The following is a 25,447-nucleotide window of genomic DNA, read 5'->3' on the forward strand; positions in this document are numbered from 1 at the left end:
TCCATGCAATATGAATGGGTGCGACATAGCAAGCAAGAAAAGTGAGTTCCATTGCCCCTTTGGCCCCAGTCAGCTTCGCCGACTGGGGCCAAAGGGGCCGAGGAACACGAACATAGTCGCCGTTGTACCCAGGGCGGCGCACGCTTTCAGCGTGCTTGCCCTGGGCTGGTATGTTTCGCGCTTTCAGCGCTTCTGCCGCTTCGCGGCGAGTGACATGGTGGCCGGTGGCGAGGCATTTCAGCACAGAGCGTTTGCGTTGAAAAGTGTAAACGTAATTTGTGGGTAATGTGCGAAATCTTGTGATAGAAAGAGATACTTGACATGCGCCGTAGGCGCTTAACTATGCTTAACCCCAGGCTTTAGCTTGGGGAATAATGCCTCCTGCCAATCGTGCCCCGTAGGGGCACTACTGGATGCCTGACAAACACATTCTGAACACGATTACAAACCATTTTCAACCAAGACTTCAGTGCTGTAGTGCCTCTACGAGGCACTGATTTCTATGGGATACCTTACCCCAGGCTGAAGCCTGGGGTTAAGCATGGTCGTGCCCCTACGGGGCAAATTCATGCATAACCACCTGATAAGGAGTCTATTGTCAAAAAGCCTTTCGCAAAAGAAGAGTTTCGGTCACATTGGCGCAAATACAAGTGTTCATCACAAGATTTCGCACATTAACAATTTGTGAGCTGCGGCTCAGCGCCGGCCGAAGATCGCCGTGCCGATGCGGACGATGGTCGCGCCCTCGGCCACGGCAATGTCCATATCTCCCGACATGCCCATGGACAGTTCGGGGAGGGCCATGCCGGTGCGCGCGACGAGCTGATCGCGCAAGGTGCGCAGCCCGGCGAAGACGGCGTGCAGTTCGCGTTCGGACGCGTGCAGGGGGGCGACCGTCATCAGCCCGCGGCAGCAGCCTGGGCCGCCCTGCAGCGCTGTGAGGACGGCTTCGACGGCGCCTGGCGCCAGGCCGAATTTGCTTTCTTCGCCGGATATATTGACTTCCAGCAGCAGCGTCGGCGCGACGCTCAGGTCGCCGGCGAGGCGCTGAATGCGCTGGGCGAGAGCCACCGAGTCGACGGCATGCAGCCAGCGGGCGTGCTCCAGCGCCGGGCGGACCTTGTTTTGCTGGAGGTGGCCGATGAGGTGCCATTCGCAGTCGGCGGGCAGCTTGGGCGCCTTGTCGCAGAGTTCCTGTACGCGGTTTTCGCCGAAGCAGCGCAGGCCGGCGGCGTAGGCTTCCTGGACGGCGTCGGCGGGGAAGGTCTTGCTGACGGCGAGCAGGCGCGCGTCGTCGTGGCGACGCCCGGCGCGTTGGAGGGCATTGGCCAAGCGTTCCTGGACGGCGGCAATATTCGCGGCGATGTTGCTCATGATAACACTATTCTCCTCTATACGGTCGGCATGGGTGCCAAGAAATACTCGGTGGACGTTCGTGCCGGTGGTTTTTTGCGCCGTGCCGGCTACGGCATTATGTTACGCGTTCCTTTGGGATGGCACCCGCTGCTGTTGCGTGTGTCAATATAAACGCCCGGCAGGATTTTCGGCCGCCGGGTAGTTTTTTTCAGGCAATGGCGACCCGCACGTCGCAGGCGAGCCGGGGGTATGAAGACAGACAAGAAATCAGAGCAATGGCTGACGCGTGATGATCGCCGACGCTCCGTCGGCGGACTGGACCGGCCCAGCTTTCGTGAATGGCGCCGGGAGAACGCCCTGGCCAGTTGGCTGGGCGACGAACGGCGCGCCGAGGTCTTTGCCGACCTGCGGCCGGAGCCGCGAAGCATGGGCGAGTTGGTGAGTGAGGCCATGGCCGCCGTGGGCAAGAACGACATGCTGCTGCTGGCGGATTTACGCGAGCACTGGGCGGATATTGTCGGCGCCGACAATGCCACGCAGTCGAGCCCCCTGTCTGTCGATGGCGTGACCTTGCGCATTGAAATCTCGTCGCCAACGTGGTTTTACGTTTTTGAACACCAGCACAAGGCCCGTTTTAACCAATTGCTGACGGACTACACGGGCGGTGTGATTACTCGTATTCAATTTGTGCCGCGGGGGTATCGGCCGCCGCGGCGGTTTTGAATGGCGCCTGGCGGTTGTGATCGTGGGCGGCACGTTAGCATAGGTATGCGAAGGAACATCATGGACGTATTCAAGAAGACGACGCGTCGTATAATATTGTTGTTGTTGGGGCTATGCCTGTGCCTGCCGCAGTCCGTCCGGGCGGCGGGGGAAACGCCCGAGGCGCTGTTGCAGCAGGAGCCCGTGCTGGTCAAGCCGTCCATCCGCGAACGGCTGGTCGGCAAGGTAGTCGTCGACTTGATCGCGCACTTTCATTATGAGCCGCAGATGATCGACCCGGCGCTGTCCAGCGAATGGTTTCAGGAGTATTTCAAGACCCTTGATGCCAATCGCATGATGTTTTTGGAGTCGGACATTGACAGCTTTCGTTCCTATGAGACGGTGCTGTGGAACAGTCGCAATCGGGTGGCCAATCTTGATTTCGCCTTTGATGTCTATCAGCTCTATCTTCGGCGTTCCCGCGAGTGGGCGCTGTATTCCATTGAATGCCTGAAAATGCCCCACGACTTCACGGTTGATGAGTCGCTGCCCATCGATGCCCGGGAAGAGCCGTGGTGCAAGAACATGGACGAGTTGCGCGATCTCTGGCGCCGCCGCGTCAAAAATGCGCTGCTCAATGAGGAGATCATCGCCAGGAAAGAACGGGAAAAAGAGCTCAAACAGACTAGCGACAAGACACCCGCCGCGGGCGATGCAGCAGCAGCAGCAACTACTGCTGCCACTGCGGGCGAGCAGGGCGCCGCGGGTAGCGATGAAAGCGTTGACTCGGTCTTGCCCAAGGACGCGCCTGACGTGCGTCTGGCGAAGAATTTTGCCCGTAATTACAAGCGGCGGACGGAGTTGGAGGCGATCGACATCCTCGAGCTCTTTCTGTCGTCGTTGACGCGGGTCTACGACCCGCATTCGGCGTACATGGCGCCGGAGACGAAGGAGAATTTTGACATCAACATGCGTTTGTCGTTGCAGGGCATTGGTGCGGTGTTGACCTCGCAGGATTCCTACACGACGGTGGTGAGCATCATCCCTGGTGGTCCGGCGGACAAGGACGGTCATCTCAAGGGTGGCGATCGGATTATCGCGGTGGCGCAGGACGGTGAGGACCCCGTTGATGTGGTGGAGACGCCGTTGAACAAGGTCGTTTCGCAGATACGCGGGCCAAAGGGCACGACGGTACATCTGACCATTCTGCCGGAAGGTTCGGGGACGCCGCAACGCCTGAGCCTAGTGCGTGACGAAGTGAAGTTGACGGATCAGGAGGCCCAGAGCGAGATTCGCGTGTTGCCCCTGTCTTCTGGCCGGGAAGCCCGGGTGCTGGTGGTGTACCTGCCGTCGTTTTACGCCGATTTCGAGGCCAAAGCCAAGGGTGATGACAACTTTAAGAGCAGCACGCGTGATATTAGCGCGCTGCTGACCAAGGCCAGTCAGGAGCGCCCGCTTGACGGCATGATTCTCGATCTGCGCGGCAATGGCGGCGGCGCCTTGGAAGAGGCCATTGATCTCTCAGGCCTTTTTCTTGCCGATGGGCCGGTGGTGCAGGTGCGCAACAACAAAGGTCAAGTCGAAAAGCGCATGGTGCCCGCCGGTACGGCGGAATACGGCGGACCCCTGTTGGTGCTGGTGGACAAATTCAGCGCGTCGGCCTCGGAAATCGTCGCCGCCGCCCTGCAGGATCGCGGACGGGCGATTATCATCGGCGATCGCTCTACCCATGGCAAAGGCACAGTCCAGACCATCTTCGATTTGCGGCGAGTGCCGAGCATCAGTCGAGCGCAGGCGCAGATCGGCAACAGCGAACCCGGATCGCTGAAATTCACCATGGCCAAATTCTACCGCGTCAATGGCAGTTCCACGCAGGTGAAGGGCGTGACGCCGGACATCTTCTTCCCGTCTTTCACGGACCACATGGAGACTGGCGAGGGCAATCTGCCGCATGTGCTGCCCTGGGACGTGATTGAGCCCGCCGGGTACCAGCGTCTGGATAGCCTCGACGCACTGCTGCCGGCACTGAAGGACGCGGCCTTGCAGCGTAGCCAGGCAGACCCGTTGTTCCAGGAATATAACCGGGACATCGCCTTCTATGCGGACTTGCGCGCAGTAAAGGCGTTGCCCCTTCAACGCGAGGCACGCGAAGCATTCCAGGCGCGGGAGGAGGAGGCGTCAAAGATGATCCGCAAATTCCAGGCGCAACGCAAAAATGCCCGCAAAAGTGATGACAAAGGCGCTGCGGGGGACGCCGGCGAGCCTGGTAAGGACCTAATATTGGAAGCGGCACTGGGCGTCATGGGCGACCTGCTGCAGGCGCTGCCGGCGGGGGCCCTGGCGGCTGAAAATGCCCCGGCACCCGCGCCGGCGTTGCCGACGGCGGCTGAGTGATGATGCCGTGTGCGGTCTAGACTTCTTCGCAGGCCAGGCGCTCGACCATAGTCAGGATGATGACTGACGCGAGCAGTGAGCTGCCGCCGTAGCTGAGCAGCGGCAGGGTGATGCCGGTTGTGGGCATGAGGCCGAGATTGACTGCCAGGTGAATGAATGCCTGGCCACTGAGCATGAAACCCGCGCCGATGTACACCGCGTAGGCAAAGACGGAACGGCTGCGCTGTGCCCGATAGCAACAGTAGGCCAGCCAGCCAAAGCAGAGAATGACCAGAGGTAGGACGCCAAAGACGCCCAGCAGTTCCGCCGCACAGGCGAAGAGCGAGTCGTTGTAACGGAAGGGCACGAGCAGCAGCGCGGCATCGTTGTCCGCAAACAGCGTGCCAGTCCAGCCGCCTTTGATAAAGCAGTTACGCATTTGCATGGCCTGCCAGCCAACGCGGGCGCCGATTTCCGGTGAGCCGAGGCCGAAAAACGCCAGGAAGCGCTCGTACACGTAGTTGTAGCGCAGGCAGACGGCGAGCAGCCCGGCGCTGCCGGCACCAGCGAGGAAGGCGACGTGCTGCCAGCCGATGCCGCAGGCATAGATGAGCGCCAGCGCGGTCAGTCCGTAGATCAGCGTGGTACCCCAGTCCGGCTGCAGCATGACGGGAAGCATCCAGAGCATCGCGTAGAACAAGGCGAGGGCGAAATGCCGCCAGGATGGCGTTGCCGGAGCGCGGCGGGCAATCAACCAGGCGAAACCCAGGATGAAAAAGGGCTTGGCCAACTCGCTGGGTTGCATGCAGAACGAGTGGAAGCGATACCAGCCGCGCATGCCGTTGATGCGAACGCCAAAAAGAAGCACCCCGAGCAAGGCGAGGTACGCTGCCGCGCCGGCGACAGCGGCAAGGCGCAGGAGGGTTTGTCGCGGCAGGGCGAAGGCCATCGCCAGGGTGGTCAGGGCGCAGAGCAGCCAGACGCCCTGGCGGAGGTGAAATTGTAGTGTGGAGGTGCTGCCGCGAGTGACACTGCCGATGATCAGGCAACCGGCCACGCCGATGAGCGTGATCAGCAGCGCCAAGCGCCAAGCGCTGCGCCAGCGCCCCGGGCTGCGCCCGCTGGGGCGCACCGGGCGCTGGTTGTGCCCGCTGGTGCCGTTGTTAGTGGGCGGCGGCATGGATGTCGATGCGGATGTCACGGCCATTGCCCTGGTTTTCCTGCCACTGCTTGTTGTCTTTGATGAACGCTCGTCGTGATGTCGCCAGCAAGCTGAAGGTGACGACGTGTCCACGGAGTTCGTGGTCGTACTCTTTTTCCATGCCCGTCAGACCGCATTCCAGGCCGGTGGCGGGATCGGTGTGGACTGAGCCGAGAATGTCCCGCAGGGCTGTATTCTGGCTATAGTAGCGGACGAAATAGGCGCGCAGGATCAGGCCGTTTTCGGGTGCCTGGGTCATGTGCCATAACGCCGGCAGTTGCATGTCGAGATCGTCGGCGATTTGCCATGAGCGGCCGAGATGTGATGGCAGGTCCTGGCGTGGTGGCAACGGAAAGGGGCGGTCGTTCAGGGCTTCCCAGCGCGCAAAGGTGGCTTCTGCCGCACTGAGGTCGGCAGGGACCTGCCAGAGCAGTCGCAGGCGCCGTTCGGAATAGGCCAGGGCAATGCCGTCGCGGCTGATGATGCGCCCACGCATGCCGGGAATGGCCACGCTCTGAGCAGCCTGGGCATGGTTGCGAATCAGCTCGCGCGCCGTTTCGGATTGCATCGCCAGCCAGACAATGCGCGCCGTGATGGCAACGGCGCCGAGCATAAAGGCAGCCGTCAGCCGCTGAGCGCGTTTCCACCTCAGTTCAGCCGGAGTGGGTGCATTCGCGGAAACGGTGGGCATCATTGGCTGGCATGGACTTCCGGGGGAGTGAAACGGTGGGGCGAGGCGGTGAAGAGTGGGGGGCGAAGCGGAGGAGAGCGGGGCGGGAGATCGCTGGTGCTGGGTCAGCGTTCGTGGGCACAGGCACAGAGCACGGCGAACGAGGGGACTTCACTGGGAGCGGTGCTGCTCAGCAGGGACGCGGCGATGCGGCCGGAGTCGACGCTGACGCGGGCGTTGTCCCGCACGGTGGCGGTGGCGGCGCTGCCCAGGAGCCAGCAAGCCAGAATGAACATGGTGACGACAAAGTAGCGTTTGCCGCGCTCGGTATAGAAATAGCTCATGGCTCTCTCCTCGTGATTACGGGAACACGCCTGGTGGTGTTAACCCGGTTGTGGTGATTTCAGATCGGCGTCCATATCGGCGGCGACGCGTTTTTTCTCATGTTCGGCGATAATCTGCTGTTCCTGTTCCCAAGCCTTGATGCTCCAGAGTTCGACCCATTTTTCGGCGCCGACGAGCATGACGTCGCTGCCGGCGACCAGGCCCAGCAGATCGCGGAACATCACCGGTATGGTGATGCGGCCCTGATTGCTGATGACTTCACTTTGACTCAGTGAGCCAATGCGTCGATGCTGCCGTCGTAAAGCCGCGTCGTTGAGGACATCGTCCGTGTCGTTGCTGCCCAAGCGGCGCAGATTTTCCCATTCACTCATGGGAAAAATGCCCAGGCAGCCTTCCGGCAGGCAATAAAGCATCACCCGGCCGCTGTTGTTGCTGGCGGATAAATCCATCAGCAGCAAGGGCGGCAGCTTGAGGCGGCTGTTGGCGTCAAGCACGCATTTGCCCTGAAAGCAAAACTGCATGAGAGGCTCCCCTCAGTCAGAACTTGCGAGCTCGTAAGACATTCCATTTTATTCCAGATAGAACCAATATCGTCCGAAATTTTCCAATGGCAAGGGGTATAGCTGAATTTTGTTGCGCGGCGGGTAAGCGGATGCCAGTAATACCTCCCTCGGGCGCGGTGGAACACGACATGCCAGGCAAATGTGGCGCCCTCCGGGCGCAATCATTTATGTTCTTGGTCCCCTGGGTTGCGGCGCCCTCCGGGCGCCTCACCCAGGGTTATGCATGGTGCGGCCCTTTGGGCCGAATTTGGCCGATCAGACGACTTGCTTTGTCCGATTCGGGCCGAAAACCACCATCATTTAATATCCATGTTTTTGCGCCTACGGCGCTGAGAAAGGCTTTAGAACCACTGTGTCAAGTCTCTCTTTCTATCACAAGATTTCGCACATTACCGAATTTTGTTGCCGGGGCGGGTAATCGGTCAGTAACCACCCTGGTGTTTTCCCCACCGGGGTGGTTACTGACCGATTACCGTCGTGGCGTGGAGCTGCTGGCGCGGCAACTGGAAAAGCGGGCGTTTATCCTTATAGTAAGAGCCTCGTTTTTTGTCAGTTTTTGTCACCCGGCGATCGGGTCAAATGGCCGTACACAATCATGTTGAAGGGCAGGGTATTCATGAAGCACGTACTTATTCCAACCAAGCTGGATAAAGTCGCCAAGGACATACTTACGGCGAAGGGTTACGCCGTGGTGCAGGATGCCGAGACGGACATGGCGACGTTGGCGCAGCAGCATCCGGAGACCGAGGCGTTGATTGTGCGTAGTGAGAAGGTCACCCCAGCCATCATTGATGCTCTGCCCAATTTGCGGACGGTGGTGCGTGCTGGTGCCGGTTACAACACCATTGATATCAAGTATGCCCGCCGGAAGAATGTGGACGTCATGAACACGCCCGGCGCCAACGCCAACGGCGTTGCCGAGGAAGTTTTTGCCATGGCCCTGGCGGCCTACCGCCATGTGGTTCCGGCGGACGTGGACACCCGCAAGGGCGGCTGGGAGAAGAAGAAGTTCATGGGGCGGGAATTGACGGGCAAGACGCTGGGCATTGTCGGCCTGGGCAATATTGGTCAGCTAGTGGCGAAGCATTCCTACGGTTTTGACATGAAGTTGTTGGCGTACGACCCGGTGGTATCGGAGTCCAAGGCGCAGGAATACGGTGCGAAGCTGGTGGGCCTGGAACAGCTGTTCAGCGAGGCCGACATCATTACGCTGCACATACCAGAGAATGACGAGACGCGCGGGATGGTCAACAAGCGCCTGTTGTCGCTGGTCAAAAAGGGCGCCATGCTCATCAACTGCGCACGCGCCGGGATTGTCAACGAAGACGACATTCGGGCCATCAAGGCCGAGAAGGAACTATTGTTCTGCACGGACGTGTTTCCCGCGGACGAGGCCGGGCCGAAACCCGTGGCAGACATTGCCGACGTGATGTTGCCGCACCTCGGTGCCAACACCAAAGAGGCCAATTTTACGGCCGCCAAGCGCGCCGCCGAGCAGATCGTGGCCTATTTTGAGAGTGGTGTGAACACCTATGTGGTGAACAAGGGCATTCCAGACGATCTCAACGAGAATTACCAGCAGTTGGCGTACCGCCTGGCGTTGATCGCGCGCAGTTACATCGGCCGGGGCACGCCCGTACGGCAGATCCGTTGCAGCTTCTATGGCGAGCTGAGCAAGTTCTCCAAGTGGTTCTACTCACCGATCTGCGCGGCGCTGTCCGAGCACTTTGAGTTCCAGCAGGATCCGGAAGAGGCCCTGCGCTATCTGCAGGAGAAGGGCATCGGCTTTGAGCTGCGCAATGCGGACGAGTCCAAACGCTATGGCAATTCAATGACGATTGACCTGGAGAGCGGGGCGAAGGTGGTCAGTCTGCGCGGTACGATCACGGAGAACAACCTGATGGTGTCCCGTCTGAACGACTTTGATCACGTGTATTTCGTGCCGCGCGGCAACGCGTTCATCGTCGAGTACTGTGATCGTCCCGGGGTACTGTCGATGATCACTCGCGCTTGCGGTGATGCCGACATCAACATTGAGGACATTCACGCGCCGCGGGACAGCGAAGCCAAGCATGCGATCGCCATTCTGAAGACGTCCAAGCCCGTGCCGCCGGAAATGGTCGAGGCCGTGGGCAAAGAAGTGAACGCCAAAGTGGCTTTCACGGTGAATCTGTCCTGATCGGGACGGTTTTTTGCTGAATTTGCAGTCATGGCCGCGGCGCTGACCACAGTGTCGCGGCCATGTTTGCTTATAGCCCGTCGGGTGTTGTCAGACAAAAGAAAGCGGGGGTGCAGCCATGCTTGAGTTCACCATTATTTTCATTGCCGCGCTGTGCCTGCTCGTTGGTTTTCTGGGCTGTCTGCTGCCCGTGTTGCCGGGGCCGCCCTTTGCCTACGCCGCGTTACTGATACTGCACGCCGGCGGTGTTGCGCGCTTTTCTTTCCCGGAGTTGTGGCTGTGGCTGCTGCTGGTTCTGGTGGTGCAGACCCTCGATTTCGTCATACCGGTTTTTGGGGTGAAGAAATTCGGCGGCGGCCGTGCCGGTCGCTGGGGCTGTTTCTGGGGGACGCTCCTCGGCGTGTTTTTCTTCTCGCCGTGGGGGATCATCATCGGGCCATTGGTTGGGGCGATCGCCGGGGAATATTTTGCTGGTAAGAAGAGCAACCAGGCCATCATTGCCGGCCTGGGGGCATTTATCGGCTTCCTCGTTGGCACGGTCCTCAAATTCATCCTCTGCGGTTTCTTCGCCCTGCGCTTTGTGCTGGCACTCATGGGGTGAGGACGGTTCTGCCATGCGGCCGCACGGCATGCCGTGCGGCTACGAGCAGCGGCGGACCAGGGGGGGGGCGCGCTGTTTTTATCTCACGCGAAGGCGCGAAGGCGCGAAGAAGACTTTTTTTCCGCAGATTCCGCAGATTATCGCAGATTTTGGCGGCCTGTCTTGCCGCTTTGCGGCAATCCACGCCGCCGGTAATAAGGCGCGAATCTGTAGGAGGCGGACCTGGGGGGGCGCGCTGTTTTTTCCTCACGCGAAGGCGCGAAGGCGCGAAGAAGACTTTTTTTCCGCAGATTCCGCAGATTATCGCAGATTTTGGCGGCCGGTCTTGCCGCTTTGCGGCAATCCACGCCGCCGGTAAAAAGGCGCGAAGAGTGGAGGCGGACCTGGGGGGGGGGCGCTGTTTTTATCTCACGCGAAGGCGCGAAGGCGCGAAGAAGACTTTTTTTCCGCAGATTCCGCAGATTATCGCAGATTTTGGCGGCCTGTCTTGCCGCTTTGCGGCAATCCACGCCGCCGGTAATAAGGCGCGAAGAGTGGAGGCGGACTTGGGGGGGGGGCGCTGTTTTTATCTCACGCGAAGGCGCGAAGAAGACTTTTTTTCCGCAGATTCCGCAGATTATCGCAGATTTTGGCGGCCGGTCTTGCCGCTTTGCGGCAATCCACGCCGCCGGTAATAAGGCGCGGCTGTTCCGTGGCCCACGGCTTGTTTTCCTCACGCGAAGGCGCGAAGGCGCGAAGAATACGGGGAAGAGGCGGTGGTGTCAAGAGGTGTTTTTTGCGCCAAAAAAGAAATCACCGCGCCGGGGTTAAGTCCGGGCGCGGTGATTTTTGTTCAGTGGCCGTTTACGCGTTTATTGCGCGTATGGTGCCATGGTTAGGGTGCGTGGTTGGCTTACATCATGCCGCCCATGCCGCCCATGCCGCCCATGCCGTCCATGCCGCCGCCGCCGCCGGCGGGCATGTCTTTCTTTTCTTCGGGCTGGTCGCAGATCATGCACTCGGTGGTGAGGAGCAGGCCAGCGACGGACGCGGCGTTCTGGAGGGCGCAGCGCTCGACCTTTTTCGGGTCGATGATACCAGCGGCGATCATATCGACGTACTCGTCCTTGGCGGCGTCATAGCCCCAGTTGTCCTTGTGGCTCTTGACCTTCATGACGACGATGGAGCCTTCGACGCCGGCGTTGATGGCGATCTGGCGCAGGGGCTCTTCGACGGCGCGACGGATGATGTTCACGCCGGTGGCTTCGTCGCCGGTGAGCTTGAGGGTCTTAAGGGCCTTGTCAGCGGCGCGGATGAGGGCGACGCCGCCGCCGGCGACGATGCCTTCCTCAACGGCCGCGCGGGTCGCGTGCAGGGCGTCTTCGACGCGGGCTTTCTTCTCTTTCATTTCGGACTCGGTGGCCGCGCCGACATGGATGACGGCAACGCCGCCGGCGAGTTTGGCCAGGCGTTCCTGGAGTTTCTCGCGGTCGTAGTCCGAGGTGGTCTCTTCGATCTGGCGGCGGATCTGGTTGACGCGGCCGGCGATTTGGCTGGTTTCGCCACCGCCCTCGACGATGGTGGTGTTCTCTTTGTCGATGGTGACGCGCTTGGCTTTGCCGAGCTGTTCGAGCTTGATGCTTTCGAGCTTGATGCCGAGGTCTTCGGTGATGCAGACGCCGCCGGTGAGGATGGCGATGTCTTCGAGCATGGCTTTGCGGCGGTCGCCGAAGCCGGGGGCCTTGACGGCGCAGACGTTCAGGGTGCCGCGCAGTTTGTTGACGACCAGGGTGGCCAGGGCTTCGCCGTCGACGTCTTCAGCGATGATGAGCAGGGGCTTGCCCTGTTTGGCGACCATCTGCAGCATGGGCAGCATGTCCTGCAGAGAGCTGATCTTCTTCTCGTGGATGAGGATCAGGGCGTCTTCCAGGGAGCATTCCATGGCTTCGGCGTTGGTGACGAAGTAGGGGGAAAGGTAGCCCTTGTCGAACTGCATGCCTTCGACGACGTCGAGGCTGGTGTCGATGGTCTTGGCTTCTTCGACGGTGATGGTACCGTCTTTGCCGACCTTGTCCATGGCGTCAGCAATGATCTGGCCGATGGTGGCGTCGCCGTTGGCGGAGATGGTGGCGACCTGGGCGATCTGCTCGCGGCTGTCCACCGGAATGGTCATGGCGGTCAGTTCTTCTTCGATGGCCGTGACGGCCTTGTCGATACCGCGTTTCAGGCACATCGGGTTGGCGCCGGCGGTGACGTTCTTGAGGCCTTCGCGGAAGATGGCTTCGGCGAGGACGGTGGCGGTGGTGGTACCATCACCGGCGTTGTCGCTGGTCTTGCTGGCTACTTCCTTGACCATCTGGGCGCCCATGTTTTCAAAGGGATTGGACAGTTCGACTTCCTTGGCGACGGTGACGCCGTCCTTGGTGACGGTCGGCGAGCCGAATTTCTTGTCGATAATGACGTTACGGCCTTTGGGGCCGAGGGTGGTTTTCACTGCCTTGCTCAGGGCGGCAACGCCATTGAGGAGGGCCTGACGGCCTTTGGTATCGTACTGAATCTGTTTCGCAGCCATGGTTCAAATCTCCTTGCTTATATCACTAAAAAAGCGAAAAATGCTCTGGTTCTTGCCAATAACGGCTTATTTCACGACGATGGCGAGGATGTCGCTGGAGTTGAGGATCTTGTACTCCTTGTCGTCGATCTTGATGTCGGTGCCGCCGTATTTGGAGGTCAGAACCGTCTCGCCGACTTTGACTTCCATGGGGATGATCTTGCCATCCTCGTCGCGTTTGCCCGGGCCAATGGCGATGACCACGGCTTCCTGGGGCTTCTCTTTGGCGCTGTCAGGGATGATGATGCCACCTTTGACTTGCTCTTCCAGCTCAATGGCCTGAACGAGTACACGGTCACCCAACGGTTTGATGTTCATGCTGATCGACTCCTTTTTTGACTTGCTTTCTGTGGACTACGGGAATGCTCCCGACTACTCTCAACGGGAAAAGAACAACGCGGGCGGCCCGGCATGGCTGCCTGGGCCGTCGCGCGTGGTGGGGGAATTATTTCTTGTCGTCGACGTCGCGGAAGTCGGCGTCAATGACATCGCCATCGTCTTTGTTTTTGCGGCTGCTGCCGGCGTTGCCCGCATTGTCGGGTTCTTGCTGGAAGCCACCGGCGGCGTCGCCTTGGCCGGCGCCAGCGCCCTGGTTGTTGCGATAGAGCTCTTCAGCGAAGGCGTGGAGTTTGCTTTCGAGTTCCTTCATGGCGCCGTCGATGGTGGCGGTGTCGTCGCTCTCGAGGGCTTTTTTGAGTCCGGCGAGTTTTTCTTCGATTTCGCTCTTGATGTTGGCGGGGATCTTGTCGCCCATGTCTTTGAGCTGTTTTTCAGTCTGGTAGACCATGGAGTCCGCGCGGTTTTTGGTATCGACGGCCTCGCGGCGCTTCTTGTCTTCGTCGGCGTGTTCCTTGGCGTCATTGACCATGTCTTTGATCTGCTCTTCGGTCAGGCCGGAGTTGGCCGTGATGGTGATTTTCTGTTCCTTGCCGGTGCCGAGGTTTTTGGCGGAGACCTTGAGGATGCCGTTGGCGTCGATGTCGAAGGTCACTTCGATTTGAGGCACGCCGCGGGGCGCGGGCGGGATTTCATCAAGATTGAATTTGCCGATGGTCTTGTTGCCGCTGGCCATTTCGCGTTCGCCCTGGAGGACGTGGATTTCCACGGATGGCTGGTTGTCGCTGGCGGTACTGAATATCTCGCTTTTCTTGGTGGGGATGGTGGTGTTGCGTTCGATGAGGCGGGTGAAGACACCGCCCATGGTTTCGATACCCAGCGACAGCGGGGTGACATCGAGCAGCAGCACGTCCTTGACATCGCCAGCCAGAACGCCGCCCTGGATAGCCGCGCCGACGGCGACGACCTCATCCGGGTTCACGCCCTTGCTGGGCGTTTTGGCGAAGATTTCCTCGGCGATTTGGGGAATGCGTGGCATGCGGGTCATGCCGCCGACGAGGATGACTTCGTCAATTTGCGACGAGCGCAGATTGGCATCGCGCAGGCAATTGCGGCATGGCTCGATGGAGCGGTTGGCCAGATCGGCGGTAAGGCGTTCCAGTTGAGCGCGGGTGAGGGTCTGCGTGAGATGCTTCGGACCGGTCTGGTCCGCAGTGATAAAGGGCAGGTTGATTTCGGTGGTGGTGCTGCTGGACAGTTCGCACTTGGCCTTTTCCGCGGCTTCCTTGAGGCGCTGCAGAGCGACCTGGTCTTTGCGCAGGTCGATGCCGTTTTCTTTTTGGAACGTCTCGGCCAGCCAGGTGATCACGGCTTCGTCGAAGTCGTCGCCGCCGAGGTGGGTGTCGCCATTGGTGGCCTTGACCTCAAAGACGCCTTCGCCGAGTTCGAGGATGGAAATATCGAAGGTGCCGCCGCCGAGGTCGTAGACGGCGATTTTCTCATCTTTTTTCTTGTCGAGGCCGTATGCGAGCGACGCGGCGGTGGGTTCGTTGATGATGCGTTTGACGTCGAGGCCGGCAATACGGCCGGCGTCTTTGGTGGCCTGGCGCTGGCTGTCATTGAAGTATGCCGGAACAGTGATGACCGCCTCTTTGATCGTTTCGCCCAGGTAGGCTTCGGCGTCGGTCTTGAGCTTCTGCAGAATCATTGCCGAGATTTCCGGCGGGGAAAAGCTCTTGTCGCCGACTTGGATAAAGGCGTCGCCATTTTTGCCTTCGATTACTTTGTAAGGGACCAGGGAAATATCACGTTTGACTTCGCTGAAGCGACGGCCCATAAAGCGTTTGATGGAAAAAATGGTCTGAGTGGGGTTGGTGACGGCTTGGCGTTTAGCCAGTGCGCCAACCAGTCGTTCACCATTTTTCGTGAAGGCGACCACGGATGGCGTGGTGCGACTGCCTTCGGCGTTGGGAATGACCACCGGTTCGCCGCCTTCCATGACGGCCATACATGAGTTGGTGGTGCCTAGGTCAATACCAAGAATCTTGCCCATGAAATACTCCTTTCAATCGTCCCCGAAGGGCAGTGAATAGACAATGACGTAATCAACAGCGAGTGATATTAGCAGGTAGCATGCCAAAAGTGTTTGAGGTGACGAATCAGCACCCTGCGTGGCTGGCTGGCGGGCGGGTGGCGTTTGGCGGGGAGCCTCGGGTTGCGCCATGGCACAGTCGCCTGGCACAGGCGCTGGCACAGTGGGACAATTTGTCCCAGAAAAAAGCCGTCAACGCGGCGCGGCGTATTGCCAAGGGCCGTGATGGCGCTTAGTGTAAGGCGGAAACGCGCCCGCGTGGTAACGACTGCGCGATGAGGGTGGCAAAAGGGGTGACAAGTGGAGACAGACACATGATGCGGATGGTACAGGCTTTGGTAGCAGTGGTGTTGGTGGGCGGGATGTGTTCATGCGTCCGCTTCAGACTCAATCCCTGGGCGAAGCCGGCAAAAGATGCCGCTGCGACCGAAGCGACAGCGGCAGTGGCGCCGGTGCCTGAGGCGGCGATTGCGGTACCATCACCGACCTTGATCTGCAAGCGGACGCCGGCACCGATTGTGGTGGACGGCCGGCGTGAGGTCCTGTGGGATCACGGCATTGCGGTGACGCGTTTTTTTGTCCCGCCGGGCTGTACGGAGCCCCTGAGCAAGACCGAAGTGAGCTGTATGTGGGACGACAAGGCGCTATACGTGCTGTTTCAGGCGCAGGACAAGGACGTGTGGTCTGATTTGCTGGAGCATGACGACAGTACCTACCTGAACGACGTGCTGGAATTCTTTATCGCCTATGGTGATTTTGACGACGAACTGCAGTACGTCAATTTTGAGGTCAATGCATTGGGTACAGTCTACGACGCTCACTCGCCGGTGTGGCCGCTGCGCAATCTAGGCCACCGCTGGAAGCGCTGGAATTGCCTGGACCTCAAGGTCGCGGTGACCGTGCAAGGCACGCTTAATGACTATCGCGACGAAGATCAGGGCTGGACCCTGGAAATGGCGATTCCTTTCTCGTCGCTGCCATGGATGCAGGATCGCGCACAGCCGCGCGTCGGCGAAGAATGGCGCGGCCATTTTGCCCGCTGGGACTACTCCGTGTACCTCCCTGAGGGCAAGGAAATATCATCCACAACGCCCTTCACCCGCGTGAATTTTCACCAGGCGGATAAGTTTCAGCGTCTGTACTTCCAGCGGTGACGGGCTGGCCATAGTGGTTGACGACAACGCGGGGCGGGCGGGTCAAGTGACTCCGTCCGCCCCGCTGGTATTTATCAGACGTGGTTGTTGCGCGCCCGGTTGTTCTGGCGCCGTCCCGTAGCGGGCTTATTTGCCGAGGGCGCGGTGGGCGATATCCCGGCGGAACTGCGCGCCGTCCCAGCCGATTTTGGCGACGGCGCGGTAGGCATTGGTGACGGCTGCGGCGATGTCGTCGCCCAGGGCGGTGACGCCGAGCACGCGGCCGCCGGCGGTGACGATGTGGCCGTCCTTGGCGGCGGTGCCGGCGTGGAAGACCACGGCGCCAGTGGCCTCGGCGTCGTCGAGGCCATTGATGACTGCGCCCTTGGCGTAGCTGCCGGGATAGCCGCCGGCGGCCATGACGACGCAGACGGCCGCTTTTGGCGACCACTGCAGACGGATGTCGGCGAGGCGCTGATCGGCGGTGGCGACGAGGGCCTCGACGAGGTCGCTGTCCAGGCGCATGAGAATCGCTTGTGTTTCAGGGTCGCCGAAGCGGACGTTGAATTCGAGCACTTTCGGGCCCTTTGCGGTCAGCATCAAGCCGGCGTAGATGACGCCGCGGAAATCCAGGCCGTCTTGCTGGCAGCCGGCGAGGAAGGGCTGGAGGACCAGCGCGTCGATCTCTTGCCAGAGGGCGTCGGTGACGACAGGTGCCGGCGAATAGGCGCCCATGCCGCCAGTGTTGGGACCGAGGTCGCCATCCAAGGCGCGTTTATGATCCTGCGAAGACGCCAGAGGGACGATGCTTTTGCCGTCGCAGAGGGCGATGATGGACGCCTCTTCGCCAAAGAGACACTCTTCCATCAGCACGCGGTGGCCGGCCTGGCCGAAGGCGCCGGCGAAACAGGAGCGCAGGGCCGCCTCGGCTTCTGCCATAGCCATGGCGACAATGACGCCTTTGCCGGCGGCGAGGCCGTCGGCCTTGATGACGATCGGCGCGCCCTGCTGGCGCAGGTAGGCCATGGCGCTGGCTTCGTCGCCGAAGGTGGCGGCGTCTGCCGTGGGAATGCCGTGGCGGCGCATGAAGTCCTTGGCGAAACTCTTGCTGCCTTCGAGCTGCGCGGCGTGCTGGTCGGGGCCGACAATGCGCAGGCCGCGTGAGCGGAAGAGGTCAACGATCCCGGCGCAAAGCGGCGCTTCGGGGCCGACCATGGTCAGGCCAATGGCGTGTTTTTCGGCGAAATCGGCCAGGGCCGGCAGATCGCAGTCAGGCACGGCGATGACGTCGCGCATGCCGGGATTGCCCGGCGCGCAGTAGAGCTTGTCAACCAGTCCGCTCTGACGAATCTTCCACGCCAAGGCGTGCTCACGGCCGCCGCCGCCGATAATCAGTACATTCATGCTGGGATGTTCCTCGAGTGAAGGGAAAGAGGGTCAATGGCGATGTAACAATAACGCGCGCCTTAATTTAAGGTCCGCCCCGCATAAGAAAAGCCCGCGCCCGTTTTTTCACCGAAGGTCGGGGTAATCGGTCAGTAACCACCCCGACAGGGAAAACACCGGGGACAATTTGCAGGAAACCCACAGCCAGTCGCCGCACAGCCATCCGACCTTGATTTCCGCCGACCTTTGCGGCAGCGGAGTCATAGCGGGCCCAGAGTAGCAGCGGCTCGTGCGGCGGGGGAGACGGGCCGGGGACGGTCGGCGTGGATGACGAGGACGGTTTAATGAGCCGTCTTGTCGGAGTGGGCGAGACGCCCACTCCACGGCCGCGAGACGTAATCGGTAAGTAACCACCCCGGTGGGGAAAACACCGGGGACAATGTGCCGGACACCCACGTCCAGTCGCCGCACAGCTATTCGACCTTGATTTCCGCCGACCTTTGCGGCAGCGGAGTCATAGCGGGCCCAGAGTAGCAGCGGCTCGTGCGGCGGGGGAGACGGGCCGGGTACGGTCGGCGTGGATGACGAGGACGGTTTAATGAGCCGTCTTGTCGGAGTGGGCGAGACGCCCACTCCACGGCCGCGAGACGTAATCGGTAAGTAACCACCCCGGTGGGGAAAACACCGGGGACAATTTGCAGGAAACCCACAGCCAGTCGCCGCACAGCCATCCGACCTTGATTTCCGCCGACCTTTGCGGCAGCGGAGTCATAGCGGGCCCAGAGTAGCAGCGGCTCGTGCGGCGGGGGAGACGGGCCGGGGACGGTCGGCGTGGATGACGAGGACGGTTTAATGAGCCGTCTTGTCGGAGTGGGCGAGACGCCCACTCCACGGCCGCGAGACGTAATCGGTAAGTAACCACCCCGGTGGGGAAAACACCGGGGACAATGTGCCGGACACCCACGGCCAGTCGCCGCACAGCCATTCGACCTTGATTTCCGCCGACCTTTGCGGCAGCGGAGACATAGCGGGCCCAGAGTAGCAGCAGCTCGTGCGGCGGGGGAGACGGGCCGGGTACGGTCGGCGTGGATGACGAGGACGGTTTAATGAGCCGTCTTGTCGGAGTGGGCGAGACGCCCACTCCACGGCCGCGAGACGTAATCGGTAAGTAACCACCCCGGTGGGGAAAACACCGGGGACAATGTGCCGGACACCCACGGCCAGTCGCCGCACAGATGGGAGGCTAACCAAGCAGCGGGTTTCATAGGAGTCAGTGATAATGAATGCACGGCATGCCTTTTGTTTTCAGCGCCTTCAGCGCTCAAATGCCGCCGGGACGGCGGCGCTCCCAGGATGATTGCCGCCGGGACGGCGGCGCTCCCAGGATGATTGCCGCCGGGACGGCGGCGCTCCCAGGATGATTGCCGCCGGGACGGCGGGTTTGCAGCTCGCCGGACGAAAGGTCTGCGGGGGACAACGGTAATCAGTCGCTGAGCGATTACGGGCGACTCGTTCTTTCGTGGCTCGCGGTCGTTTGCTTTTTGCATGAAATCCACTACTGTTTGATGGTTATTCTACCTCGGTCTGCTGGTCTGATGACAGCGGTTTCGAGGTGGCCAGGAATTTTTTCACGAGGAGGCAGGACAATGGCAGCAAAGAAGAGTCTTGAAGGCGTTGTTTGTCTCAACCATCCTGATACGCCGGCGACGGCGCGTTGTGCGACTTGCGCCAAGCCCGTCTGTGGGCAATGCGCGGTTCTGGGCGGCGACCAGGTTTTTTGCTCGGGGGTGTGTCGCCAGAACGGCCTTGATTCGGCCGTCGTTGTTAACGACATCATGCAGATCAAGAAACGCGGTGATTTCCGTCGCCGGGTGCTGCTTTTGCTCAAGCTCATCATCCTCGCCGGCCTAGTTTACGCCGGCTGGGTTTACTACAATCGCCACCGCGATGAAATTGACAGCAAGGTTAAGGATCTCGACAGCAGGGTCAAGAGTATTGACATCGACAGCAAGGTGAAGGGCTCGGTAGAGAAGATCGACAAATCCTTTGAGAAACTCGACAAGGCGGTAAAAGACTAGCATGGCCAAAATCAGCGCGTTTATTCTGGCGGCGGGAGAAGGCCGCCGCCTTCGTCCAGCGACTCTGTTTCGTCCCAAAGCTCTGGTGCCCTTCTGCGGCGTCCCCCTGCTGGAGTTGGTCACGTCCTATCTGAACGAACTTGGCATGTCCGACATGGTTGTTAACGCGTCCTACCAGGGTGATCGCGTGTACGAAACCTGTCAGCGCTTGCAGCATCGCCATGGCTGGGACCTGCGTGTTTCGGCTGAACCACGGCTGCTGAACCAGGGCGGTGGCCTGCGCTACGGTATACGGCTGGTTCCCGAGGCCGAGCACATCCTCGTTCACAATGTCGATGTCATTTTGGACTATGATTTGCGGCAGCTCATTGCTGCCCACATCGCCCAACAGGCGGCCGTCACCGTGCTGCTCATACCCAATCGCGGCCCTTGTAGCGTGTCTCTCGATGGCCAGGGCCAGATTCTACGCTTTCGCGACCCGCAGCACGGCCGCTATACCTTCTCGGGCATACACATCTTCCGCCGCGATATCCTTAATTACCTCGATCCCGACCAGGATGCGCCTGATATCATCGACGCGTATCAGCGCGCCCTAGACGCCGGTGAGAACGTCCAGGCGGTGGTCGCCAGCCGTAATGTTTATTGGTCGGACATCGGTACCGCCGCCGAGTATATCCGCGCTCACGGCGATATTGCGGACTGCTCCTTGGGTTTTCACACCCTCCTGCGACAAGCGCAGGCCGAACAGGCCCGTCGCCGTTTTGAACTCGAACTCAAAGGCGTCCAATGCACTGGCGCTCTCGGCATAGGTCTCGAAGTCGGCGTGCCCGCCGGGTCGCAAATCCACAACGTGGTCCTCTGGGATTACACCCGGCTGCCCCGGCCGTTGCTCTACGCTGACGGCATTTTTGTGGGGGACGACGTGCGTCCGCCCAAGGCTGTAGACGACGCGCGGCAGCCCGATCCGCGCATCTACCTCAGTCTGGGTGTGGATCCCGCCGCGTGCAAGCTGACGCCCCTGGCCAAACAGGGCAGCGGTCGGAAGTACAGTCGCCTCGGCTGCGGCGACCGCAGCTGGGTGTGGTGCGCCTACAATCCCGACCGACGGGAAAACGCCGGCTTTTCCGCCATCAGCGACTTTCTCTTTCGCCTGGGCGTGCGCGTGCCCCAGGTCAGCTTGCACCTTGCGGATACCTTCGAAATTGTCACTCGCGATCTTGGCCAAAGCGACTTGCAGCTGGCCCCACAGCAGCTCAAAGAGGAATACCTATTTCAGGTCGTCGAGCAGATTGCGCGCTTGCATGTGCTTGGCGACCAGGCCGTGCGCCTGGAGGAATTACCGCTGCAAAAAGGCTTTACCAAGGGCCTCTATGACTGGGAGCGCGACTACTTCCGCAACAACATGCTCGATGCCTGTCTCCATGCGCCGGAACTCTGGGCAGACGCTGCCCTTGAGTATTGCGAACTGCGGACCATTCTGCTGCGGCAGCCTCTCGTGCCCATCCACCGCGATCTGCAAAGTGCCAATATCAAGGTCAAGGACGGTCTGGCCTACTTGATTGATTTCCAGGGCATGCGCCTCGGTAGCGCCGCCTACGACCTCGGCTCGCTGCTGTATGATCCCTACCAATGCTACGACGCCGAATTGCGCCAGGCCGCCTGGCGCGAATACTGCCGCCAGGTCCGCGCTCTTGGCGGCACCCCGCCTGATTATTTTGTGCTTCTTGCCGCCGCCAGCCAGCGCCTGATGCAGGCACTCGGCGCCTACGGAAAACTCTGGATCAAGGACGGCCTGCAGTGGTATCAGCAATTCATTTGCCCGGGTTTCGATATGCTGGTCGAAGCCGCCGCCGAAGGCGAGCAATTCCCCGCGATCCGCGCTATGGCCGCAAAAGGACGCGATATCGCTATTCAGAGGCTGCAAAAGACGTGATCAGACCGATCAGACCGCGTAGGGGTGGACCTATGTGTCCGCCCCGTCCGATCCGTCCGCGTCCGCCGCGTCCGCGATAAAGACAGAAGATCCGACGGGGCCGTCTGCGATAATCAGGCCGCTGGGGGGCTGGCTCTCCGCCGCACCTATTGCATACTCAGGTCGAGTTCATTGCGGAGGCCGAGATCGCCGCGGGCGAGCCAGCGGAATTCGTCTGCGGGCAATTCATCGGTGAAAGTTTTGAAGAGTTGGTGGTAGCGTTCGCGGAATTTGAGTGAATTGCGGGCGATATTGACCTTGTACTCCTCGCTACCGAAGGACGCGGTGGTGATGCCCTCGAAGTGGTACATTTCGACGCTGGGGGTGTAGGCCACTTCGTAGCCGGCCAGGCGGGCGCGGACGCAGAGATCGAGGTCTTCGTACTGGACGGGGTGGAAGTGCTCGTCGAGGAAGCCGACGTCGTCGCGCAGGTCGGTGCGCATCATCCAGCAGGCGGAGATCAGTGCCCAGGTTGGCCAGTAGCTCTGGTAGCGCGGATCGTGGCGTGCGGCGCCGCGGCCGCGGAAGGAAATGCGGCCGAGGCGGCTGATGCCGACGCCGGCGCATTGAATCGGGTGTGGCTGGTAGGGGTAAATCATTTTGGCGCCGACGATGCCCAGCTGCGGCTGGCGGTCAAAACAGCGGATGAACTCTTCCAGCCAGTTCGCGGTGCAGACCGATGCGTCGTTGTCCATGAGCACGGTATAGCGCGAGCTGACTTTTTCCCACGCTTCATTGCGGGCCAGTGAGCAGCCTTTGTTTTCGCTGTTGCGCCAGGTATGGAAGGCTATGCCGGCCTTTTCCAGGCGCGGGGCGTATTCACGGATCAGGTCCGGCGTGCCGTCGTCAGAGGCATTGTCGACGAGGAACATTTCCCACGGCTGGGTTTTGGCGCTGAGGATGCTGTCCAGGGCATGGCGGGTGAATTCCTCGCCGTTATGGGCGAGCATGACGATGGCGACATCACAAAAACTCATCACGGACCTCTTGATTTGGGCTGCGGCTGGGGTGAGCCTGGCGGTGGCCAGCTGGGGCTGTCAGCTCATCGTTATCCGGCCGCGCGCCGTACCGCCTGGCGCTGCGGGCGGCCGGTTATTTGCGCGGCTTGAAGCTACGCCGGGGCGTCCACGATTTTTTCGCCGGTGCCGGTATGGCGTCCAGTCCGCCGGCGGCGGCCTTTTCGGCGTAGCCGGGGATTTGCTCGGCGTATTTTTTGACGACTTTGCTGAAAGCGGCGAGCTGCCGTTCGCTGAGGCTGCCTTTTTGCTGATACTGTGTTCGCAGGGATTCCACGAACTCATGGTCATCAAACGTTCGGCGGCCGCTTTTGCTTGGCGGCTGCCACTCAGAAATGGCGTCGGTCATGGCCAGCAGGGTCTCAATGCGAGTTTTGTCTTCAGCGGACAGCACGACGGGCTCGGCCACGGTCGCGCCAGGGTTATCGCCTTCGCCTTCGGTACCGCTGTTGGCGGCGATGGCGCCGGCCAGCTCCTGGTAGTTCGGGATGGCGGCGGCGTATTTCGCGGCCAGCTTGGCCAGCGCGCCGACCTGTGCCGGTGATAGCGCCTTGCCGCTTTCGGCTTGTTTGGCAAGCGACTTGTAGAATTTGCCGTCGTCATAGGTGCGATTGCCGCGTTTGACGGCCGCGCTCCAGCTGAGGTCTTTCATGGCGGCGATGAGCGCGTTGACGCGCGGGTCGGCTTCGAGTACGGGCTTCTCTGCGGCCTGGGCGTCGTCGGCGATCTGTTTACGGATGGTATCGCCGAGGCCGACTTCGTCGGCGACGCGGAGGAATTCCGGGTGCTTCGGCGCATAGCGGGCGACGATGATCAGCAGGGCATTGTTTTGGCGGTCGGTGAGGGCCTTGCCGTCGGCGAGTTGCTGGCGGATGCTCTCAATGAATTTCTTATCGTCGTAGGTGCGGGGGCCTTTGACGATGGGCGCGTCGAAGGGGAAGTCCTTGCCGAAGAGGGCGAGGAGCGCGTTGGTGCTGTCGGGGTTTGCCTGGAGTTTGGCGGCGCCGTGGTTGCCAAGCCACTGTTGGAACTGGGTGAAGAAGTCTCTGATCATGACCACCCAGTTGACATTGCCTTCTTCGACCTGGTCGAGGCTGTTTTCCATCTGGGCGGTGAAACCGATATCGAAGAGATCGGGCATTTGCTGGACGAGGTAGTCATTGACCTTGCAGCCCAGATCGGTGGGAGCGAGCGCGCCCTTGTCTTTGTTGACGTAGTCGCGCTCCTGGATGGTGTTGACCGTGGTGGCGTAGGTGGATGGCCGACCGACGCCGTTCTGCTCCAGGGCCTTGACCAGCGATGCCTCGGAATAACGGCTTGGCGGTGTGGTGAAATTTTGTTCGCGGAGCAGCTCCTTGAGCAGGCAGGGCATGCCTTCGCGCAGGGCCGGCAGGGGGCGCGCCGCGTCTGCCGGGTCTTCTTCTTCACCGATGTCCTTGATGTTGTACACGCGGAGGTAGCCGGGGAAGAGGGTTTCGCGGGCGGCGGCGCGGAAGGTGCAGGCGACGCCGGGCGCGGCCTTGGTGACGTCGAGTTTGCTGTCCTTGCTGATCAGCCCGGCGAGTGTCAGGTTGCGCAGTTGGCCGCCGGCGCTTTCGATTTCGATGACGTGGTCCATCTGTTTGGCCGGCGCCATCTGGCTGGCGACGAAGCGGTTCCAGATCAGCCGGTAGATTTTCTGCTGTGGCGGGGTGAGGTGCTGAGCCAGGCTCTCGGGCGTGCGGGTGACATCAGTAGGGCGGATGGCTTCGTGCGCTTCCTGGGCGGATTTCCGGGAGCTGTAGCTGTTGGGTTTTTCGGGCACGTATTCGCTGCCGAAGGTTTTGGCGATGAATGCGCGTGCCTGCTCCTGAGCTTCCTTGGCGATGTTTACTGAGTCGGTACGCATGTAGGTGATGAGACCAACGGGTCCCCCGCTGCCCAGTTCGATGCCCTCGTAGAGGTCCTGGGCGATGCGCATGGTCTGGGTCGCGCCCATCTTCATGGAGCTGCCGGCCGCCTGCTGCAAGGTGCTGGTGATGAAGGGCGGCGCCGCGTTCTTTCGGCGTGGCGTACTGGCGACTTTGGCGACGCGGTGCGCGCAGCCGGCGTCTTCGAGGGCCGCTGCCAGGCGTTCAGCGTCGGTCGCGCTGGCCACCCAGGCCTTTTCGCCGTTAACGCGAGAGAGGCGGGTCTTGAGGGTGGTGGCCTGCTGATCCTGGGTGGCGAAGAGGGCGTCGAGATTCCAGTATTCGTCAGGCTTGAAAGCCTGGATTTCCCGCTCCCGTTCTACGACCAGGCGCAGGGCGACGGACTGCACGCGGCCGGCGCTGGTGCCCTTCTGGATATTGCGCCAGAGCAGCGGGCTGACCTGATAGCCGACCAGGCGGTCAAGGACGCGGCGGGCCTGCTGCGCATCGACCAGATTGAGGGCGATGCTCCCTGGCGTCGCAAAGGACCGCTCAATGGCGCTCTGGGTGATTTCATGGAAAGTAATGCGGTGAAAACGGCCTTTGCCGGCGGTCTTGAGCACTTCCTGGAGGTGCCAGGCGATGGCTTCACCTTCGCGGTCAGGGTCGGTTGCCAGATAGATGTCGTCGGCTTTGGCGGCCGCCTGGCGCAGCGACTTGATGATGCGCTTGCCATTCTGGGTCAGCTCGTAATCCGGCTTGAAATCCTTGGCGATATCGACGCCGAGGGTGCCCTGGGGAAGGTCGCGGACGTGGCCCATGGATGCTTGGACCTGAACTTTTGCGCCAAGGAAGCGCCCGATGGTGCGGGCCTTGGCGGGGGATTCCACTACAACTAATTTATCTGCCATTATCGCTGTGTCCTATGCGCTTGGGGTTATGCACACTGACTGCGGGGCGCGATG

The 25,447-nt window shown here is 60.8% G+C and carries 19 protein-coding genes; 8 read left to right on the forward strand and 11 right to left on the reverse strand.

Annotated elements, in window-relative coordinates; genetic code table 11:
• Nucleotides 1-696: 696 nt before the first annotated feature.
• Nucleotides 697-1,374: a YggS family pyridoxal phosphate-dependent enzyme gene (locus J3R75_RS09830; protein ID WP_307261355.1), complete on the reverse strand. Its 678-nt coding sequence runs from the start codon at nt 1,372-1,374 to the stop codon at nt 697-699.
• Nucleotides 1,375-1,605: 231 nt separating this feature from the next.
• Here J3R75_RS09830 and J3R75_RS09835 point away from each other — a divergent pair, with 231 nt between their 5' ends.
• Nucleotides 1,606-2,079, forward strand: a complete 474-nt coding sequence (locus tag J3R75_RS09835; protein ID WP_307261356.1) for a DciA family protein — start codon at nt 1,606-1,608, stop codon at nt 2,077-2,079.
• Nucleotides 2,080-2,139: 60 nt separating this feature from the next.
• Complete coding sequence (locus J3R75_RS09840; protein ID WP_307261357.1) at nt 2,140-4,452, forward strand: carboxy terminal-processing peptidase; 2,313 nt, start codon at nt 2,140-2,142, stop codon at nt 4,450-4,452.
• A gap of 16 nt (nt 4,453-4,468) precedes the next feature.
• On the opposite strand, the gene J3R75_RS09845 is transcribed toward J3R75_RS09840, so the two are convergent.
• The 4 genes from J3R75_RS09845 to J3R75_RS09860 form a co-directional block, all read right to left on the reverse strand.
• Nucleotides 4,469-5,638, reverse strand: coding sequence for an FtsW/RodA/SpoVE family cell cycle protein (locus J3R75_RS09845; RefSeq protein ID WP_307261358.1), 1,170 nt, complete (start codon nt 5,636-5,638; stop codon nt 4,469-4,471).
• A complete protein-coding gene (locus J3R75_RS09850; protein WP_307261359.1) occupies nt 5,595-6,245 on the reverse strand; it encodes a penicillin-binding protein 2 in 651 nt (216 codons plus the stop codon). Before J3R75_RS09850 ends, J3R75_RS09845 begins: the two co-directional genes overlap by 44 nt.
• 182 nt (nt 6,246-6,427) lie before the next feature.
• On the reverse strand, nt 6,428-6,646 hold the full coding sequence (locus J3R75_RS09855) for a hypothetical protein (RefSeq protein ID WP_307261360.1): 219 nt from the start codon (nt 6,644-6,646) through the stop codon (nt 6,428-6,430).
• 39 nt (nt 6,647-6,685) lie between these two features.
• Nucleotides 6,686-7,168: a division/cell wall cluster transcriptional repressor MraZ gene (locus J3R75_RS09860; protein ID WP_307261361.1), complete on the reverse strand. Its 483-nt coding sequence runs from the start codon at nt 7,166-7,168 to the stop codon at nt 6,686-6,688.
• 658 nt (nt 7,169-7,826) lie between these two features.
• On the opposite strand from J3R75_RS09860, the gene J3R75_RS09865 reads away from it, so the two are divergent.
• Nucleotides 7,827-9,389, forward strand: coding sequence for an NAD(P)-dependent oxidoreductase (locus J3R75_RS09865; RefSeq protein WP_307261362.1), 1,563 nt, complete (start codon nt 7,827-7,829; stop codon nt 9,387-9,389).
• 118 nt (nt 9,390-9,507) lie between these two features.
• A complete protein-coding gene (locus J3R75_RS09870; protein WP_307261363.1) occupies nt 9,508-9,990 on the forward strand; it encodes a DUF456 domain-containing protein in 483 nt (160 codons plus the stop codon).
• Between the two features lie 892 nt (nt 9,991-10,882).
• Here the strand turns inward: J3R75_RS09870 and groL are convergent.
• From groL to dnaK, 3 genes are all read right to left on the reverse strand, one after another.
• Nucleotides 10,883-12,541 (reverse strand): chaperonin GroEL, encoded by a 1,659-nt coding sequence (gene groL, locus J3R75_RS09875; RefSeq protein WP_307261364.1) that lies wholly within the window; start codon nt 12,539-12,541, stop codon nt 10,883-10,885.
• Nucleotides 12,542-12,607: 66 nt separating this feature from the next.
• Complete coding sequence (locus J3R75_RS09880; protein WP_307261365.1) at nt 12,608-12,898, reverse strand: co-chaperone GroES; 291 nt, start codon at nt 12,896-12,898, stop codon at nt 12,608-12,610.
• Between the two features lie 127 nt (nt 12,899-13,025).
• Nucleotides 13,026-14,969 carry a molecular chaperone DnaK gene (gene dnaK / locus J3R75_RS09885; protein WP_307261366.1) on the reverse strand — a complete coding sequence of 648 codons (1,944 nt, stop codon included), beginning with the start codon at nt 14,967-14,969 and terminating at the stop codon, nt 13,026-13,028.
• Nucleotides 14,970-15,049: 80 nt separating this feature from the next.
• Between dnaK and J3R75_RS09890 the strand changes: the two genes are divergently transcribed.
• Together J3R75_RS09890 and J3R75_RS09895 are read left to right on the forward strand one after the other, a co-directional pair.
• On the forward strand, nt 15,050-15,244 hold the full coding sequence (locus J3R75_RS09890; protein WP_307261367.1) for a hypothetical protein: 195 nt from the start codon (nt 15,050-15,052) through the stop codon (nt 15,242-15,244).
• A gap of 78 nt (nt 15,245-15,322) precedes the next feature.
• Nucleotides 15,323-16,162 carry a carbohydrate-binding family 9-like protein gene (locus J3R75_RS09895; RefSeq protein WP_307261368.1) on the forward strand — a complete coding sequence of 280 codons (840 nt, stop codon included), beginning with the start codon at nt 15,323-15,325 and terminating at the stop codon, nt 16,160-16,162.
• Nucleotides 16,163-16,288: 126 nt separating this feature from the next.
• On the opposite strand, the gene purD is transcribed toward J3R75_RS09895, so the two are convergent.
• Nucleotides 16,289-17,545 carry a phosphoribosylamine--glycine ligase gene (purD, locus tag J3R75_RS09900; RefSeq protein ID WP_307261369.1) on the reverse strand — a complete coding sequence of 419 codons (1,257 nt, stop codon included), beginning with the start codon at nt 17,543-17,545 and terminating at the stop codon, nt 16,289-16,291.
• Between the two features lie 1,628 nt (nt 17,546-19,173).
• Here purD and J3R75_RS09905 point away from each other — a divergent pair.
• Entirely contained in the window at nt 19,174-19,605 is a 432-nt protein-coding gene (locus J3R75_RS09905; protein WP_307261370.1) for a B-box zinc finger protein, read from the forward strand.
• Between the two features lies 1 nt (nt 19,606).
• Complete coding sequence (locus tag J3R75_RS09910) at nt 19,607-21,538, forward strand: sugar phosphate nucleotidyltransferase (protein WP_307261371.1); 1,932 nt, start codon at nt 19,607-19,609, stop codon at nt 21,536-21,538.
• A 146-nt stretch (nt 21,539-21,684) separates the two neighbouring features.
• Here J3R75_RS09910 and J3R75_RS09915 read toward each other — a convergent pair whose 3' ends face one another.
• Nucleotides 21,685-22,554, reverse strand: coding sequence for a glycosyltransferase family 2 protein (locus tag J3R75_RS09915; protein ID WP_307261372.1), 870 nt, complete (start codon nt 22,552-22,554; stop codon nt 21,685-21,687).
• Between the two features lie 115 nt (nt 22,555-22,669).
• Entirely contained in the window at nt 22,670-25,393 is a 2,724-nt protein-coding gene (gene topA, locus J3R75_RS09920; RefSeq protein WP_307261373.1) for a type I DNA topoisomerase, read from the reverse strand.
• Between the last annotated feature and the right edge of the window lie 54 nt (nt 25,394-25,447).

This window comes from Oligosphaera ethanolica, from assembly GCF_030814695.1.
Taxonomy (GTDB): domain Bacteria; phylum Verrucomicrobiota; class Lentisphaeria; order Oligosphaerales; family Oligosphaeraceae; genus Oligosphaera; species Oligosphaera ethanolica.

Excerpts from the sequence above, each read along its gene's own strand:
- J3R75_RS09860 (WP_307261361.1), bottom strand. The coding sequence starts at position 7,168 with ATGCAGTTTTGCTTTCAGGGCAAATGCGTGCTTGACGCCAACAGCCGC.
- J3R75_RS09905 (WP_307261370.1), top strand. The coding sequence starts at position 19,174 with ATGGCAGCAAAGAAGAGTCTTGAAGGCGTTGTTTGTCTCAACCATCCT.
- J3R75_RS09915 (WP_307261372.1), bottom strand. The coding sequence starts at position 22,554 with ATGAGTTTTTGTGATGTCGCCATCGTCATGCTCGCCCATAACGGCGAG.
- groL (WP_307261364.1), bottom strand. The coding sequence starts at position 12,541 with ATGGCTGCGAAACAGATTCAGTACGATACCAAAGGCCGTCAGGCCCTC.
- J3R75_RS09865 (WP_307261362.1), top strand. The coding sequence starts at position 7,827 with ATGAAGCACGTACTTATTCCAACCAAGCTGGATAAAGTCGCCAAGGAC.
- J3R75_RS09880 (WP_307261365.1), bottom strand. The coding sequence starts at position 12,898 with ATGAACATCAAACCGTTGGGTGACCGTGTACTCGTTCAGGCCATTGAG.
- J3R75_RS09910 (WP_307261371.1), top strand. The coding sequence starts at position 19,607 with ATGGCCAAAATCAGCGCGTTTATTCTGGCGGCGGGAGAAGGCCGCCGC.
- topA (WP_307261373.1), bottom strand. The coding sequence starts at position 25,393 with ATGGCAGATAAATTAGTTGTAGTGGAATCCCCCGCCAAGGCCCGCACC.
- J3R75_RS09835 (WP_307261356.1), top strand. The coding sequence starts at position 1,606 with ATGAAGACAGACAAGAAATCAGAGCAATGGCTGACGCGTGATGATCGC.
- J3R75_RS09890 (WP_307261367.1), top strand. The coding sequence starts at position 15,050 with ATGCCAAAAGTGTTTGAGGTGACGAATCAGCACCCTGCGTGGCTGGCT.
- J3R75_RS09870 (WP_307261363.1), top strand. The coding sequence starts at position 9,508 with ATGCTTGAGTTCACCATTATTTTCATTGCCGCGCTGTGCCTGCTCGTT.
- dnaK (WP_307261366.1), bottom strand. The coding sequence starts at position 14,969 with ATGGGCAAGATTCTTGGTATTGACCTAGGCACCACCAACTCATGTATG.
- J3R75_RS09845 (WP_307261358.1), bottom strand. The coding sequence starts at position 5,638 with ATGGCCGTGACATCCGCATCGACATCCATGCCGCCGCCCACTAACAAC.
- J3R75_RS09830 (WP_307261355.1), bottom strand. The coding sequence starts at position 1,374 with ATGAGCAACATCGCCGCGAATATTGCCGCCGTCCAGGAACGCTTGGCC.
- purD (WP_307261369.1), bottom strand. The coding sequence starts at position 17,545 with ATGAATGTACTGATTATCGGCGGCGGCGGCCGTGAGCACGCCTTGGCG.
- J3R75_RS09850 (WP_307261359.1), bottom strand. The coding sequence starts at position 6,245 with ATGCTCGGCGCCGTTGCCATCACGGCGCGCATTGTCTGGCTGGCGATG.
- J3R75_RS09855 (WP_307261360.1), bottom strand. The coding sequence starts at position 6,646 with ATGAGCTATTTCTATACCGAGCGCGGCAAACGCTACTTTGTCGTCACC.
- J3R75_RS09840 (WP_307261357.1), top strand. The coding sequence starts at position 2,140 with ATGGACGTATTCAAGAAGACGACGCGTCGTATAATATTGTTGTTGTTG.
- J3R75_RS09895 (WP_307261368.1), top strand. The coding sequence starts at position 15,323 with ATGATGCGGATGGTACAGGCTTTGGTAGCAGTGGTGTTGGTGGGCGGG.